Origin of the sequence: Bacillus sp. MYb56, from assembly GCF_002976445.1 — a bacterium.
GTDB lineage: Bacteria > Bacillota > Bacilli > Bacillales > Bacillaceae_G > Bacillus_A > Bacillus_A mycoides.
In genome coordinates this window covers 35,740-50,076 of sequence record NZ_PCOH01000010.1, presented here as the reverse complement: position 1 = coordinate 50,076, position 14,337 = coordinate 35,740, and the positions used below count along the sequence as shown (strand labels likewise).

Genomic DNA, 14,337 nt, shown 5'->3' with positions numbered 1-14,337 from the left:
GTAGGGATTTTGCATTTCCGAATAGAATATATAGATTGGTAAATAGAGAGAAGGGGATATTGGGATGAATATTATTGAAATTGAAAGGTTAGAAAAATCATTTGATATTGGGGATAGTAAAGTAAAGATCTTAAAAGATATTAATCTTCAAATTCAAAAAGGAGATTTTGTTTGTATTATGGGGGCAAGTGGATCGGGTAAAACGACCTTACTTCAGCTGTTAGGTGGATTAGATATTCCATCGGTTGATGGTACAGAGATTTCAACGTTAAAAGAAAAAGAGCTCGCTTTATTTAGAAGGCATAAAATCGGTTTTATTTTTCAACAGTTTAATTTAATTCCAGTGTTTAATGCGGAGGAAAATGTAGGTTGCCTTTACTATTAGATAATGTTTCGCAAAAGAAGGCAACGGTGACAGCAAATCGTTTATTAGAGCTCGTTGGATTGAAAGGAAAAGAAAAGCATTTACCAGCACAGTTATCAGGTGGGCAACAGCAAAGGGTTGCGATAGCAAGAGCTTTTGCAAATGAGCCAGCTATTATATTAGCTGATGAACCAACAGGGGCATTGGATTCAGAAAATAGCAAAAATATTATTGCGGCACTTCGCAATGCATGTGATGAATTAGGGCAAACAGCTGTCATTGTAACGCACGATCCATTCGTAGCGGCCCATGCTGATAAAGTTGTTTTCTTATTAGATGGTGAAGTGATTCATGAGCATGCTGAAAGTAAAGGATGGAAATTTCGAAATATCCCGCAACAAGTTACTCAAATTCAAGAGATTATGAATCATCACTTTAAAGTAGGAGGTAAAGGTGATGCGATGGGTAATTAAGTATGCGATAAAATCGATGAAACAAAATTGGTTGCGGAATATGTTGATTGCCCTCGGTGCAGCTTTAGGTGTTATGTTAGCGACGATGTTATTACTAGGTAATCAATCAGTAGAGCAAAGTGTGAAGGAACAAGTAGTAAGTCGGTATGGAGATTATAATTTACAATTTGGCTATATAAAAAATGACATGTATTTAAATAATGAAAGTTTAAAAGGAATAGATGGCTTAGAAAATGCTGAAAAAATATCAAAAGCACTTATACCGTATCCTTTTCCACATTATAAAGAACTATCGGGAAAGCCATCTTATTGGGGTGTTGAGCAAGATTCTCCAGAAATGCATTCTTATAAAATATTAGAAGGACGATATCCGAAAGAAGGTGCTGAAGTAGCACTGACAAAAGGGTATACAGATCGTGAAAATATACGGGTAGGAGATACGATTAAACTGCCATTCCCGCAGCATGGTGAAAAGGCTGTGAAAGTTGTCGGTATTTTAAATCCACCGTTAATGGCGTCAATGGGGCATAGTGCTTATTTTCCAATCCATTGGCTTCAAAAAGAATTAAATTTACCAAATCAATTCAATCTTGTTCAAGTGAAAGTACAAGATGTAAATGTGAAAAAAGCAATTGCTTTTGATGTACATAAAAAGATTGAAAATATAAAGGTGGACCAACGTACTTATGTAGATAAGGCATTTGAACGACTAAATGTAATGAAGCCATTAATTTTTAGTTTAGGTGGTATTGCCTTATTTGTTGTAGCCCTTTTAATAATGGGAAGTTTCTTCTTATCTGTCAGAAGTCGATTTAAGCAATGGGCATTATTACGTGCACTTGGTAGTAATCCAAATCAAATTATATTAGTCGTTTTATTAGAGGCTTTATGTATTGGGGCAACCGGATCACTAGCAGGAGTTATTCTTGGAGCAGGTACGCAAACAATCGCCGCATCATTTATTAATAAATGGGTGAATATTGAGGGGGCAGTGAAAGAATCATTCTCGATTTCAGGCGAGATTTTACTCATTACGTTTTTACTAGGGATTGTTATGTCTATCATAGGGGCTATTATACCAGCCTTTATGGTTAGAAAGATTCCACCAGTTCAAGCGCTTAGGCCAGGTCTTCCTAGTAATGAGAAAAAAGAAAAAAGGTGGAGTGCTTTTAGTGGTAGCATTTTAATCATTGGTACTGTTATTGGACTAGCGGGTAACGTATTAGAGCGATATATCGGTTTTAATCCAAGTGCGATAGGTGCGCTGTTATTTGCGGTCGGTTTGTTATTTGCGATTCCGTTATTTATTCGGATGATAGCACCAGTGATTGCAAAACCACTTCAAATGATATTACGAATTGAAACGACGATTAGTAGCCGAAATGTAATTCGTTATCGAAATAAGGCAGCTGTATCGGTTGCTATACTAGCATTTGGTTTTATGTTAGCACTTGTTGGAACGATGTATATAAACTCTATTTACGAAGGCATGAAAGATGGGTTACAAAAACATTTACCAGCTGATTTAGTAATAAGAATTCCAATAGAGTCGCAAAGTACTGAAGTATTACCATTTAGTTGGATGGAGAAGGTTAAAAAAATTGATGGTGTAGAAGAGAGCGTAGCAAATGTTACTGACTTTACAGCGAAGCTTATAAATTATGATTTTAAAAAAGCGGATCAAGAGTGGTATGAAAATGTGAGGAAAGATGATTTTGAATATGATGTGATAGAAGTTGTGGGGAATGATATTGTTGCTTATCAAAAAGTAACAAAAGCGAAAGTGATTACAGGACAAGATTTAAATAAGCCATTACAAGATGGTGAGGGAGTCGTTACGAAGAGAACTGCTAAAACATTAGGGATTCAGTTGCATGATACGATTGAAGTACAAGGAAAAGGGAAAGAAAAACAAACGATTAAAGTCGTTTCGATTATTGAGCAAGGATTAAGGGGAAGAGGATTAGACATTTTCGTAAATGAACAATGGGTTCGTGATAAGTTTCACGTGCAAGGTTATGAAGCAATTCAAGTTATGACAAATTCTAATCAATTATTTGAAGAGATTAAGAAGCAAGTAAAACAAATTACAAATAATAAAGAGAACGTAGAAGTTATTAATAGCCATGATTTATTAAAAGAACAGAAGCAGTTATTATCGCAAATGATGATGTTAATTCGCTTGTTAGTTGTAATTGTTTTCATTATTTCTGGTATAGGGTTAATGAATGCGATTGTCTCAAGTTTACATGAAAGACGTGCTGAAATTAGTATGATTCGTGCGGTAGGAGCTATTCCGAAGCAAATGAGACGGATTGTTTTATTAGAGGGCACTTTACTTGGAGCGATAGCTGGTTGTATTGGGGTTTTAGGTGGAATTGTATTTAGTTATATTGTGTTATCAAGCTTAGAGTTAACGGTTATTATCATTCCGTATAATCAAGTTTTAATATTGGCACTAGCTAGCATTATACTCGGAGCAGGAGCAGCAATGATTGCTTCATTACAATTAAGAAAGTTTAAATTGAGTGATACTTTAAAGGAGTTATCAGCATAAAAGATTACTATATCCCGCTCATACAAAGTACAAAGAAGACGAATAAAATGATAACAATACCAATGCCAAAGTTAAATACAAGAGTACTATCCATATATGTAACCTCCTTGTTTGAAAGTAAAAAGCACTCTGGCTGGAGTGCTTTTTATTATCCGAATCTGTCGCAACGAACGCTGCAACGTATAGAAAGGGAATAATGGGTTTAAGAGTTATATTAATTTATGCATTAATTTTGTAAATGAGCAGGTCCTGCTCAGGTATAGAAAAAAGACACTCTTTCGAGTGTCTTTCATGATGACAAAACGTGCCAATTGCTTGGGTTTGATAAGACGTTAATTTTCCGGTTAACAGTCTTTCTTAATCAAGAAGTGTAACAACAGCGATTCAAATAAATTTTAGCATTTTTTAAAGGGGTGTGCGTATGTAACTATGCATATTACGATTAGAGGAGAATCAAGTTTGGAAAATGAATGAGTAAATACATATAGATTAGTAGAGTATTTGATAAGGAGCGAGATGAATGGATATACATAAGTTAACAGAAGAAGAAGCGAAAGAAATAAATACGTGGAAGTATGAAAATCCCTATACGTTATATAGCTTTTCGGGAGATGCTGAAGTAATAGAAGAGTTTCTAGATGGGACGTATTACGGTTGTTGCGGAGAGAATGGAGAATTCATCGGCTATTTTTGTTTTGGAGAAAATGCACAAGTGCCAGGGGGAAGAGATGCTAATTTATATAGGGGAGAAGATGTAGTAGATATTGGGCTTGGAATGAAGCCGGAGTTAACAGGAAAAGGGATGGGGGAAATATTTTTTCAAGCGGGAATAGCATTTGCTACTGAGGAATTGAATTCGAAAATGTTTCGACTGAGTGTAGCGACATTCAATAAGAGAGCGATTAGGCTGTATAAAAACATTGGATTTCAAGTAGGACCTCTTTTTTTGAGCCGTGGAAGAGAGTTCATGCTTATGGAATATGAAAGGCCGTCAGTGTGAAACTGACGGCCTAGACCCCTTATTCCGAATGCTCAGCACGGTGCGCTAAACGACTTGAAGCAGCGGCAGCGATTCCGCCAACGATATCATCAAGGAATGTATGCACCTTTCCAGTTGATTTATCATTTAAGTATTCTAAAATACCTGGTTTTAATTTATCGATATATCCAAAGTTCGTGAAGCCAATTGACCCGTACACGTTAACGATTGAAAGTGCGATGACTTCATCAATTCCATATAGTCCTTCATCGCGTTTTACGATATCTTGTAACGGCTGACTTAACATTCCTTTTTCAGCAAGGACATCAAGTTCAATGCCTGTAATAAGAGCGTTTTGTACTTCTCGTTTTGATAGTACACGCTCAACGTTATAACGACATTCTGACATCTCTAAATTTGCATGGTATTTCTTTTGAAGAAAATGAACAAGATCAGCAATATCGTCAATTGTTACACCGCGCTCTTGTAATAGTTGTAATGCTCTTTCTTGTAGTTGATTTGAGTCTTTCATGTTTATCACCTTTTTTTCTTTTTAGTATTTGTATACGTTTCATTGCTTTATCATGTGCATAGGAATGAAAGGCGAGCACAAGCTCATATATATAAAGAAAAACCATAGGTGGCGACTGCGATGATTCAGCATATTTATGAGCATTATCACATGCATGTTAAAGAATTAATCCCCCTTGGCCCCTATAAAAGCTTTTGGATTCGCAACAAAATTTATGTACTTGTTCCAATTGGAGAAATGGAGGAAGAAGTACTTGTAGAGATGAAAAAGCTCAGTGATTATATGAACCAGCAAGGGGATATAACTGTTTCGACTTTCGTTCCGACTATACACGGCTACTATGTAAGTGAGATAGAAGAAAAAAATTACTGCTTATTAAAAGGTATGCGTATGTTAGAGCGACATGCTACATCATTAGGAAGTGAGCTTTCTATATTCCATAAACGTGGCGCATTCTTTCCAGAAGAAGTTGAGCAATTAAGCCGCATTGGTGAATGGAAAGCATTATGGGAAAAAAGGCTCGACCAATTAGAAAGGTTTTGGCAATCGCAAGTGATGAACCATCCTTCAGACGTATTCGATCAATTGTTTATTGAATCCTTCCCGTATTACTTAGGAGTTGCAGAAAATGCAATTCAATATGTTGTCGATACAGAAATGGACGATACACCACAAATAACTGACGCAGCAACAATTTGCCAAGAACGATTTACACCTTTATTATGGCAGCAAACGAAGCGTTTAAAACTTCCTTTTGATTGGGTATATGATCACCCAAGTAGAGATATAGCAGAATGTATTCGCTATATGATGATAGAAAAAAAGAAAGATTGGGAGCAAACGGTAGTTCAATTCATTACAGATTATGAACGTAATTATTCGCTCTCTTCATTTGGTTGGCGCTTATTATTCGCAAGGCTTCTGTTCCCGCTTCACTACTTTGAAACGATTGAACGATATTATCAAACAGGAAACGAAGAACAAAAAGGCATATATAGAGCCCGTTTAGAAATCATTTTACATGATGTGAAGCGCACTGAGCAATTTATGAATCATTTTTACGAGTCATTTCGTTTACCTGTTGATAAGTTAGGCATTAGGAAATTAGATTGGCTGTCTTAAAATGAAAAAAGAGACCGGGTGAGGTCTCTTTTTTATATATCACAATTGTATGTAATACATTATGCCCCTACCTGTTGATCTGCACATATATTTAAAATGAATTGATGTCTTTCGATTTTTTCATTTACTTTACTCAATAATTCTTGCTGGATTTCTTTAAATAAAAATTGATAACTTGCATTCCATGTTGGTATAACGGATGAAAGGTCTAATAAATACTCTTTTTTCTTTTCTAGTTCTTGAATTGTTAAGAAAGTGTTCCCCATTCTTGGCATGTGTCGTCCCCCTATGTTTTTTTCTGTATATGTGTGAACGATTCTATAGTATTAATTATCGCACTTTTTGAGAAGGATTTCCAATTTTGTTTTATGATGTTAAAGGGGAAGTGTTATTTGAATAAAAAAAGAGACCCATTTGGGTCTCTTTCTAGGAAGCGATTCTGAACGAGCCGCTTCTGCTTTTAGATAATGTCTAGCTCCAGCGGCTAGAACAGTCGGCCATTTCGCGCCTTCCTGTGAGGCAAAAATCGCCTCTTCGTCAGGAGCTCCAATGACCTTCTGTTCTGAACGAGCCGCTTCCACTTTTAGATATTATCTAGCTCCAGCGGCTAAAATGTTCGGTGGCTTCGCTTCTTCCGCCGAGGCAAAAAGCGCCTCTATGTCAGAAGCTCCATCCTCCTCACATTTTGGACGAGCCGCTTCCGCTTTTAATTAAAATACTTGTTCTACTTCAATAACGCCTGGTACTTCTTCAAGTAATGCGCGTTCGATACCAGCTTTTAGTGTGATTGTAGAACTTGGGCAGCTTCCGCAAGCACCCATAAGGCGTAATTTTACGATACCTTCTTCAATGTCTACTAATTCAACGTCTCCGCCATCGCGAAGTAAGAATGGACGTAATTTATCTAATACTTCTAGTACTTGTTCTTCCATATGTGGGTTTTCCATTTTTATCGACTCCTTTCATCAGTTTTATTATAATCAAGATAGAGGGGAAAATCTATTTTTTCTCTTCTTGTTTTATTGTCGAAATATTGTATCATGTGTACAACGTGTTTTTTCAGTATAGGGGTATAGAATAAATTTGTAAAATGATGTGCTTATGAAATAAGACATCTGAATATACTGTTAGAACGAGAAGTGGGGGAGAAGAAATGGTTAATGTGCAAGTGTATGGGACGAAAGTAATTTGTGCGAGCTGCGTTGGAATGCCATCTTCAACAGAAACGTTTGAGTGGTTACAAGCGGCGATTGGTCGTAAATATGAAGGACAAGAAAATAAATTTAAGTTTGAGTATATTGATTTTCAAGAAGAACAAGAAGATGAAGATAAAAAAGCATTCGCAGAGCGAGTAGTGGAGGAAGATCTATTTTATCCAGTCGTTCTTGTAAATGGTGAAATCGTTGGAGAAGGAAATCCACGTTTGAAGGATGTTTATGAAGAAATCGAGAAATATTTATAAAGCATGAAGCCTTTGCGAATTTGCGAAGGCTTTTTTTATGGAGGGATAGATGTGGAGAATGGAATAAAACATGCTTTACCAGAAGAAGTAAAGCAATTAATGGAGCAGTACATAGTAGAATTAAAAGAAATTTTTTCGGATGAAAAAATAGTCGGGGTATATATTTACGGATCAATCGCGCTAGGAGCATTTCATATAGAAACGAGCGATGTTGATTTTGTTACGGTAATAAGTGATTCCGTGAATGAAGCTGAAAAACAACAAATTATAGAACTGCATAAAAAAATTAGTAAAAGTACGTTAGGTAAAAGAATGGACGGTATGTATATTCCGCTTGCTGACTTAGGGAAATACAATCATGAAATAAATGAGTACGTGTATTGTGCAGATGGTAAGGCTGATATTGGTCATTGGGATATTAACGCGGTCACATGGTGGACGTTAAAAAATCAAGGTATTACAGTTACCGGGAAAGAAGCTGAAGATCTTTCGTTTCAAATAAGGTGGGATGATGTAGTAAATACGATGAAATACAACGTAGAACAGTACTGGAGTGAAAAAGCGAAGCAACCATATTTATTTTTCATAGAAGAGTGGGTAGAATCAGCTGTCGTTACGATGGGACGCATTTTATATACGTTAGATCATAAAACAATTGTTTCAAAAGATAGAGGATTACAATACATGTTGGAACTTTACTCTCATAAGTGGGAGCCTTTATTAAGGGAAGTAGAGCGAATGCGGCATAATCCAGAAGGAAAGCGAAAGCTCTCTAGGTGGAGACGGGCTGATATGACAAAGCGGTATTTGCTGCATGTAATTGAAGAGTGTAGGGGGAAGTGGTAGGTGAATAGTAAAAGCATCCTTCATATAAAGGATGCTTTTACTATTTTTATATAATGAAAAAGTACTTTGCAAGGAATGAGAAGTCGAAAGATAATCTAAAATATGGATAGTTTCATGTGAAACATTATGCAATAGACTGTTCTTTTTGATGTTTATCCCGCATTAACGGGCAGTAAGACTCTCACTTCAAAATTCGGCTGGAGCAAAGAAGTTAGGTGGGAGATCAACTGCCCGTAAAAGCCCGATTGGTGAAGGCTAATAATCAGTGGGGGATGAACAAAACCCCCACTGATTAAAGTTTCACTTTATAATGAAATCTTGCACTATTGCGCACTCCTTTAGAGATAGGTTTACTCTTCATCTTCATCATAATTGTATGTAGTTAAGTTTTGTAAGAAGCTTTCAAAATTAGGTGCTAATTCAATAATTTCCTCAAACTCATTATCGATAAATATAACTGGAGGATTTTCAGCTACGTTTCGATAGTCTAGTGCAATCCACGTATGTCCGTCACCAGATAAAAGCACGATATTCTCAGGCATGTCCCATTCCTGAATTAAATAATGGCTCTCTAAAATACTAGACTCATTTTCATCAAAAGAAATGCCATATAATCCAGAAACATTAACGTGATCGTCTGCCCAAGAATTTGGCTCTGAAGTAGGATGAGCATCTAATCGAAGAGTTCCTCCGTTTTGTTCTTTTAGAAGATTTATGTACGATTCTGGGAGCTTTACGTTTAGTACTTCTTCTGCTTTTTTTATTAGTTCGTCGTTAATAGGTGCTAATTTTAAATAGTCATCTTCTGCCCAAAGTGTAGTCTTCATATTTGGTCACCTCAAATAATAGTTTTATAAACTTTATTTTGTATATTATAGTTAATTAAAATACTGCGCAATAGAGGGGGAAGATATTATGATTAACCACAATAAAATTAAACAACTTTTAGCACATGTAGATCGCGCTGAGGATAATGAAATTGAGTTAGAGTGTGAATTTGAACCGATGACAATCGAATTATTTAATAGTGAAGAAATAGAAGAAGGACAACTTGGTTATAGCTTTGATGAGGAAGGGCAAAGCTTAGTCGGAAATGAAGAGGGAGATTGGAAAGAGGGATGGGTTGTAATTGGGATAGATTCCTATCTCGGAGACCCGATCTTTGTAGATAGTAATGATGAGAATTATCCGGTTTATACAGCTATGCATGGTGAGGGAGATTGGGAGCCAGAATGTATAGCTAAGCGTATAGAAGATGTTATTGAGAAAGTGAAGGGTAATGTGGGATAGTTGTGTAAGTGGAAATATGTTTGAAATAGTAGAGAGCTAATTTGTGAAGTCTCTTAAGTCGAGATTTTAGGTTTGGTCATATTACAATAGTAGTTTAATAGGAGAAGGGTGTTTCAAAATGATTTTGATACATCCTTTTTTGCGAATATACAAGATGTTTAACATAGTGTATTAAATGTCTTATATATGAGTATTCTAATATATTTAATAGTAAAATGGAAAGAAATTTATTTAAACGATAAAAAGTTAAATGAAGAAGAAGCAGAAGAGTATCAATTTTATATTGAAGAAAATGCCTGGTATTAATATAAATAGATAATGATGTATCGCAAAAAGAAGAGTCTAATGAAGATTCTTCTTTTTATTTATGAGAAAGGATATGTAACAAGAAGAGAAAAACATTAGTAAACAAACGCCATACTAATTGAAATTTTGTAAAATACAATAAAAAATGAGAATTTGAGGTAGGCTTGTCAATAACGTGAGACTATGGCAGTATAAAGAAATGCTATACAAATTTTATTTATCGACATGTAAAAATTCGATTTGATTTTTACGTATAAATAATGAACGGAGGAAATGAATTTATGGCTACTTTACCAAATTGTCCAAAATGTAATTCAGAATATACGTATGAGGATGGCGCTCTTTTCGTATGTCCAGAATGTGCCCATGAGTGGGGGCAAGAAGCGGAAGCTGAAAGTAATGATGGTGCAAAAGTTGTAAAAGATGCGAACGGAAACGTTCTTCAAGATGGCGATGCTGTTACTGTAATTAAAGATTTAAAAGTAAAAGGAACGTCTTCAGTTGTAAAGATTGGTACGAAAGTAAAGAGTATCCGTCTAGTTGAGGGAGATCACGATATTGATTGCAAAATCGACGGTTTCGGAGCTATGAAGTTAAAATCACAGTTCGTTAAGAAAGCGTAAGATTAGCAAAGAAAAAAGACGCTCTGTAAGTAACTTGCAGAGCGTCTTTTTTATGATTGTACTTCAACTTCTTTCAACTGGCACCGCTTATTAAAGAACGTTTTATACCCAAGCTGTAAGAAGATAATAACAGAGAAAGCTGTACTTCCAGAAATGCCAAGTATAATCGCAATTTGATATTGGATAGCTGTAAATGGTGATACACCGGATAAAATTTGTCCTGTCATCATGCCTGGAAGACTTATAATTCCCATTCCGACCATGGAATTAATTGTTGGTAAAATAGCAGAATCGAAAGCGTCCCGTATGAGCGGAGCAGCTGCTTGTTTTGGAGTTGCGCCAAGCATAAGTGCACCTTCAATATGGTCTCTTTGTGATTTCATACTGTTTAAAAAGGTGTTTGCCCCGAGGCAAATACCTGTCATAGCATTACCGATTAGCATGCCGGCAATAGGAACGATATATTGCGGAGCATACCAAGGATCGTGTCCGATAATGACAAAGATAAATAGTAGAAGAGGGCCAATTGATCCAGCGATCATGGAGAGGGCGGCTACTCGTTTTAATTCTTTTGACATTGGAATATTAACTCGTTTATAAATATTGAAAATCGCAAAGGTAGTAATAGAAGTAATGAGAGCTATTGTATAAAACGGATTACTATTTTCAAATATGTATGTAAGAACATATGCGACTAGTACGAGCTGAATTGTCATACGTAATGTAGCAATTGTAATTTGTTTCTCACGCGGTATTCCTTTTAATTTCACAAGCCCGATTAAAATAAGGATGAAAATATATGCAGCTGCAAGTTGCCAAATTTGTAGTTCAATAACGCCTTTCAATTGATAGCACTTCCTTTCTAGTTGCACCGTTTGTTTTACTAATTTCAATAATATCGTCTGCGATTTCTTCTGGAAGTTGTTGCGAGTGCGTGATGAAGATAACTGTTTTTTTCTTTTCTCTTGCCAGTAGAGTGAATTGTTTCATAACGCGGCGTTCTGTGTCACCATCTAGTGCCGAAGTTGGCTCATCTAATAAATAGACGGGCGGATCCATTAGTATAATACGAGCGAAAGCAAGTCTTTGTTTTTCGCCACCTGATAAAGAAGAGGCGTTATCTTCTAATTTTTTATCTAGGCTAACAGTCGTTAATGCGCCTTGCAGGGCGTCGTCATTTGGAAATGGCTTTTCAGAAAATCGAAGTCCCATTAATAAATTATCTTTAATTGTTCCATCAAAAATAGGCGGAGTTTGTCCGAGCATGACAACTTCACGGCGTAATTGAATGGGAGGATAATCTAAAATAGATTTTCCGTTATATTCAATTGTGCCAGATGTTGGTGATTGTAAATCGTTTAGCATGCGAAGTAATGTGCTTTTACCACTACCACTTTCACCGATAATACAAGTTGTTTTTTCTTTTTGAATCTGTAAATAAGGAATGTGTAGAATATCTTTATATATGATGTCTTTTAATATAAACATAAATTGCTCCTTTCTGATTCTAGTTATATCGTATCAAAAAGAGAGAAAAATAGAAAAATAAAGTCTCTTTAGAAGGAACATCTTTTTTCTTTGTTTTAAAACTTTGCGCGTGGCAGGAAAAGGCACTGACCGATCCTATACTATACATAGCCAGTCCCTCTCGACCATTTAAAAAAATGCTTTTCTGTCGGTTTTTCATAGAATGACTGAGTAGTTACAAAAAATGAATAGAAAAAGGCTGTCTACTATGTAGGCAGCCTTTAAAGTATTAACCGTTATGATATTTGTACATCCAAAGAAGACCGGATTTTAATAATCTCGGTACACGTCCCATTAATGGTTGGTTTGCTAGTAAACCAAATCCATGTTTTTTGCCGAGAGAACCGAGAACACCTTTTAATTTAATAACAGGCAGTTCATCAGGAAGTGGTTCATTATTCCAACGTTTTAATAATATTTGGACAATTTGTTCTCCTTGACCTTCAGCAAGTTGAGCAGATGGTGCGTGTGGAAGTGCTGCACAATCTCCTACGACATAAACGTGCTCGTTATTTGGAATATTGTGATATTTCGTTAAAACAACCCGTCCGCTACCATCTTGTTCTACTGGAAGGTTTCGAACAACTTCATTTGCTTGAATACCAGCTGTCCAGACGATTGCATCACATTCAAGTGGTTCATCATGGTTGTATACAATGTTTGGTTCCACTTTTGTAATGTTAGAGTTTCGTATAATGGTAACTTTATGTTTTACAAACCATTCTTCTACGTATCTACTTAATTTCTCTGGATATGGGAATAAAATTCTATCTTTTCGATCAAATAAATAGATTTTTAAATCTGAACGGCTTTCGCGAAGTTCACTTGCCACTTCAACGCCGCTTAAACCAGCCCCAACGACAGCTACTGTTGCATTTGGTTCTAAGCTATTTAATTGTTCATATGTCTTACGTGTTTGTTCAATTGATTGTAGGCTATGTGTATATTCCTTTGCCCCAGGAACGTTATGATATTTATCTTCACAGCCAAGCCCGATAATTAAATCATCATATTGAATCGTTTCACCGCCATCGAGATGAATGGCTTTCGTTTCGAGGTCAATATTTGTTACTGTTCCGTATTGAATATTGAGACGTGGGTGCTCAGGAAACGGTATGCGAATATGCGTTTCTGAAATTGTACCCGCAACTAATGCATAATATTCAGTTTTAAAGCAATGATATGGTACTTTGTCGATTAATGTCACTTGTACATCATCTGGAAGTTGGTTGCTTGGAAGTAGCCGCTGCAGAATTCTCATTCCACCGTAGCCACCACCTAGTAGTACGAGGTGTTTCATGATGGATTACCCCTTTTCTGTTGAAATATCCCCTAATCATACAATTTTATATTAATAAAATATTTTGACTTTACACAATCAAATTATATCGAATTTGTGAACAAATAACAATGCATGAATGAATACTCTGTTGTACAATAAGAAGAAAAGTAAAGTAAGTGGTTTTCATTTTCTAGTTACTATTTACTATTTCATTATGAGTAGTATGTTATATAAAGAAGACCATCTATTATGAAGTGAAATAGTGAAGTAACTAAATAGTTTAGAATATATAACGAAAACAACAAGAAACAGCTTAGTTTTCTTCTTATAAATAAAGTGGAATGGTAACAAGTAGAGAGGGTTACTTATCCGTTTCGCAAATTAGGTATGCACATACCATATAAAGTAAATGGTAATTTGTTTAGAGATACAGGGGGGAGAGAGTTTTGATTAAACCATTAATCGAATTTTGTGTAGGTAACCTTGCAAGCGGTTCGCAAGCAGCTTTAGAAAAATTAGAAAAAGATCCTAATTTAGACGTAATGGAATATGGTTGTTTAGGATATTGTGGCATCTGTTTTGAAGGTCCATTTGCACTTGTAAATGGTGAAGTGGTACAAGGTGCAACAGTAGAAGAACTTGTAAATAATGTATATGATTATATGGATGAAAATCCAATGTTTTAAAGCGTTGCAAACAGGCAACGTTTTTCTTTTTTCATTTATCCCGCTATTTGCGGGCAGTAAGACTCCCACCTCAAAATTCAGCTGAAGCAAAGAAGTTAGGTTGAAGCCCTGTTGCCCGTCCCCAGACTGATTAAAGTTTCACTTTATTAGGAGTGTTTATTTCGAAAAAAAAAGCCCTTTTAGAAGGGCTTTTTTCTTACACGATTTGTGTAAGAACGGCTTATTGCCAAAACACTGTCAAATATGAGAAACGGGGGACATTCATATTGTGTTCTAAAAGCATGCATT

Annotated in this window: 15 protein-coding genes and 2 pseudogenes; 10 read left to right on the top strand and 7 right to left on the bottom strand. The window is 35.9% G+C overall.

Going from position 1 to position 14,337, the window contains the following annotated elements; all coding sequences use genetic code 11:
• The first annotated feature begins 64 nt into the window (after positions 1 to 64).
• The 3 genes and pseudogenes from CQ058_RS14220 (at position 65) to CQ058_RS14205 (ending at position 4,394) form a co-directional block, all read left to right on the top strand.
• Positions 65 to 837 (top strand): annotated as a pseudogene (locus CQ058_RS14220) (ABC transporter ATP-binding protein).
• Positions 821 to 3,394 (top strand): FtsX-like permease family protein, encoded by a 2,574-nt coding sequence (locus tag CQ058_RS14215; protein ID WP_142396350.1) that lies wholly within the window; start codon positions 821 to 823, stop codon positions 3,392 to 3,394. Before CQ058_RS14220 ends, CQ058_RS14215 begins: the two are co-directional and overlap by 17 nt.
• Positions 3,395 to 3,914: 520 nt before the next feature.
• On the top strand, positions 3,915 to 4,394 hold the full coding sequence (locus CQ058_RS14205) for a GNAT family N-acetyltransferase (protein ID WP_002192367.1): 480 nt from the start codon (positions 3,915 to 3,917) through the stop codon (positions 4,392 to 4,394).
• Positions 4,395 to 4,413: 19 nt separating this feature from the next.
• Here the strand turns inward: CQ058_RS14205 and CQ058_RS14200 are convergent, their stop codons facing one another.
• Positions 4,414 to 4,905 carry a phosphatidylglycerophosphatase A family protein gene (locus tag CQ058_RS14200; RefSeq protein WP_002015902.1) on the bottom strand — a complete coding sequence of 164 codons (492 nt, stop codon included), beginning with the start codon at positions 4,903 to 4,905 and terminating at the stop codon, positions 4,414 to 4,416.
• 120 nt (positions 4,906 to 5,025) lie between these two features.
• On the opposite strand from CQ058_RS14200, the gene yutH reads away from it, so the two are divergent.
• Positions 5,026 to 6,027, top strand: coding sequence for a spore coat putative kinase YutH (gene yutH / locus CQ058_RS14195; protein WP_002089339.1), 1,002 nt, complete (start codon positions 5,026 to 5,028; stop codon positions 6,025 to 6,027).
• 59 nt (positions 6,028 to 6,086) lie between these two features.
• Here the strand turns inward: yutH and CQ058_RS14190 are convergent, their stop codons facing one another.
• Together CQ058_RS14190 and CQ058_RS14180 are read right to left on the bottom strand one after the other, a co-directional pair.
• Positions 6,087 to 6,302: a hypothetical protein gene (locus CQ058_RS14190; protein ID WP_001137788.1), complete on the bottom strand. Its 216-nt coding sequence runs from the start codon at positions 6,300 to 6,302 to the stop codon at positions 6,087 to 6,089.
• A gap of 435 nt (positions 6,303 to 6,737) precedes the next feature.
• A complete protein-coding gene (locus tag CQ058_RS14180) occupies positions 6,738 to 6,974 on the bottom strand; it encodes a NifU family protein (protein WP_000431158.1) in 237 nt (78 codons plus the stop codon).
• Positions 6,975 to 7,180: 206 nt separating this feature from the next.
• Here CQ058_RS14180 and CQ058_RS14175 point away from each other — a divergent pair, with 206 nt between their 5' ends.
• Both CQ058_RS14175 and CQ058_RS14170 read left to right on the top strand, forming a co-directional pair.
• Positions 7,181 to 7,489 carry a YuzD family protein gene (locus CQ058_RS14175; RefSeq protein ID WP_000248586.1) on the top strand — a complete coding sequence of 103 codons (309 nt, stop codon included), beginning with the start codon at positions 7,181 to 7,183 and terminating at the stop codon, positions 7,487 to 7,489.
• A 51-nt stretch (positions 7,490 to 7,540) separates the two neighbouring features.
• Positions 7,541 to 8,335, top strand: coding sequence for a nucleotidyltransferase domain-containing protein (locus tag CQ058_RS14170; protein WP_002192368.1), 795 nt, complete (start codon positions 7,541 to 7,543; stop codon positions 8,333 to 8,335).
• 350 nt (positions 8,336 to 8,685) lie between these two features.
• Here the strand turns inward: CQ058_RS14170 and CQ058_RS14160 are convergent, their stop codons facing one another.
• The gene (locus CQ058_RS14160; RefSeq protein ID WP_002015882.1) at positions 8,686 to 9,162 is read right to left on the bottom strand and encodes an SMI1/KNR4 family protein; all 477 of its coding nucleotides are present in this window, start codon (positions 9,160 to 9,162) and stop codon (positions 8,686 to 8,688) included.
• 88 nt (positions 9,163 to 9,250) lie between these two features.
• Between CQ058_RS14160 and CQ058_RS14155 the strand changes: the two genes are divergently transcribed.
• The 3 genes and pseudogenes from CQ058_RS14155 (at position 9,251) to phnA (ending at position 10,554) form a co-directional block, all read left to right on the top strand.
• The gene (locus CQ058_RS14155; protein ID WP_002034571.1) at positions 9,251 to 9,625 is read left to right on the top strand and encodes a hypothetical protein; all 375 of its coding nucleotides are present in this window, start codon (positions 9,251 to 9,253) and stop codon (positions 9,623 to 9,625) included.
• A gap of 213 nt (positions 9,626 to 9,838) precedes the next feature.
• Positions 9,839 to 9,931: pseudogene (locus CQ058_RS33065) on the top strand (DUF2628 domain-containing protein); the annotation flags it as partial.
• Positions 9,932 to 10,212: 281 nt separating this feature from the next.
• Positions 10,213 to 10,554 carry an alkylphosphonate utilization operon protein PhnA gene (gene phnA / locus CQ058_RS14150; protein ID WP_002089332.1) on the top strand — a complete coding sequence of 114 codons (342 nt, stop codon included), beginning with the start codon at positions 10,213 to 10,215 and terminating at the stop codon, positions 10,552 to 10,554.
• 50 nt (positions 10,555 to 10,604) lie between these two features.
• Here phnA and CQ058_RS14145 read toward each other — a convergent pair whose 3' ends face one another.
• The 3 genes from CQ058_RS14145 to CQ058_RS14135 form a co-directional block, all read right to left on the bottom strand.
• Positions 10,605 to 11,399, bottom strand: a complete 795-nt coding sequence (locus tag CQ058_RS14145) for an ABC transporter permease (RefSeq protein WP_002129719.1) — start codon at positions 11,397 to 11,399, stop codon at positions 10,605 to 10,607.
• Positions 11,383 to 12,042 (bottom strand): ABC transporter ATP-binding protein, encoded by a 660-nt coding sequence (locus CQ058_RS14140; protein WP_002192371.1) that lies wholly within the window; start codon positions 12,040 to 12,042, stop codon positions 11,383 to 11,385. Before CQ058_RS14140 ends, CQ058_RS14145 begins: the two co-directional genes overlap by 17 nt.
• A gap of 268 nt (positions 12,043 to 12,310) precedes the next feature.
• Complete coding sequence (locus tag CQ058_RS14135; protein ID WP_002192372.1) at positions 12,311 to 13,381, bottom strand: NAD(P)/FAD-dependent oxidoreductase; 1,071 nt, start codon at positions 13,379 to 13,381, stop codon at positions 12,311 to 12,313.
• A 428-nt stretch (positions 13,382 to 13,809) separates the two neighbouring features.
• Between CQ058_RS14135 and CQ058_RS14130 the strand changes: the two genes are divergently transcribed.
• The gene (locus CQ058_RS14130) at positions 13,810 to 14,049 is read left to right on the top strand and encodes a YuzB family protein (protein ID WP_002015892.1); all 240 of its coding nucleotides are present in this window, start codon (positions 13,810 to 13,812) and stop codon (positions 14,047 to 14,049) included.
• Positions 14,050 to 14,337: the final 288 nt, after the last annotated feature.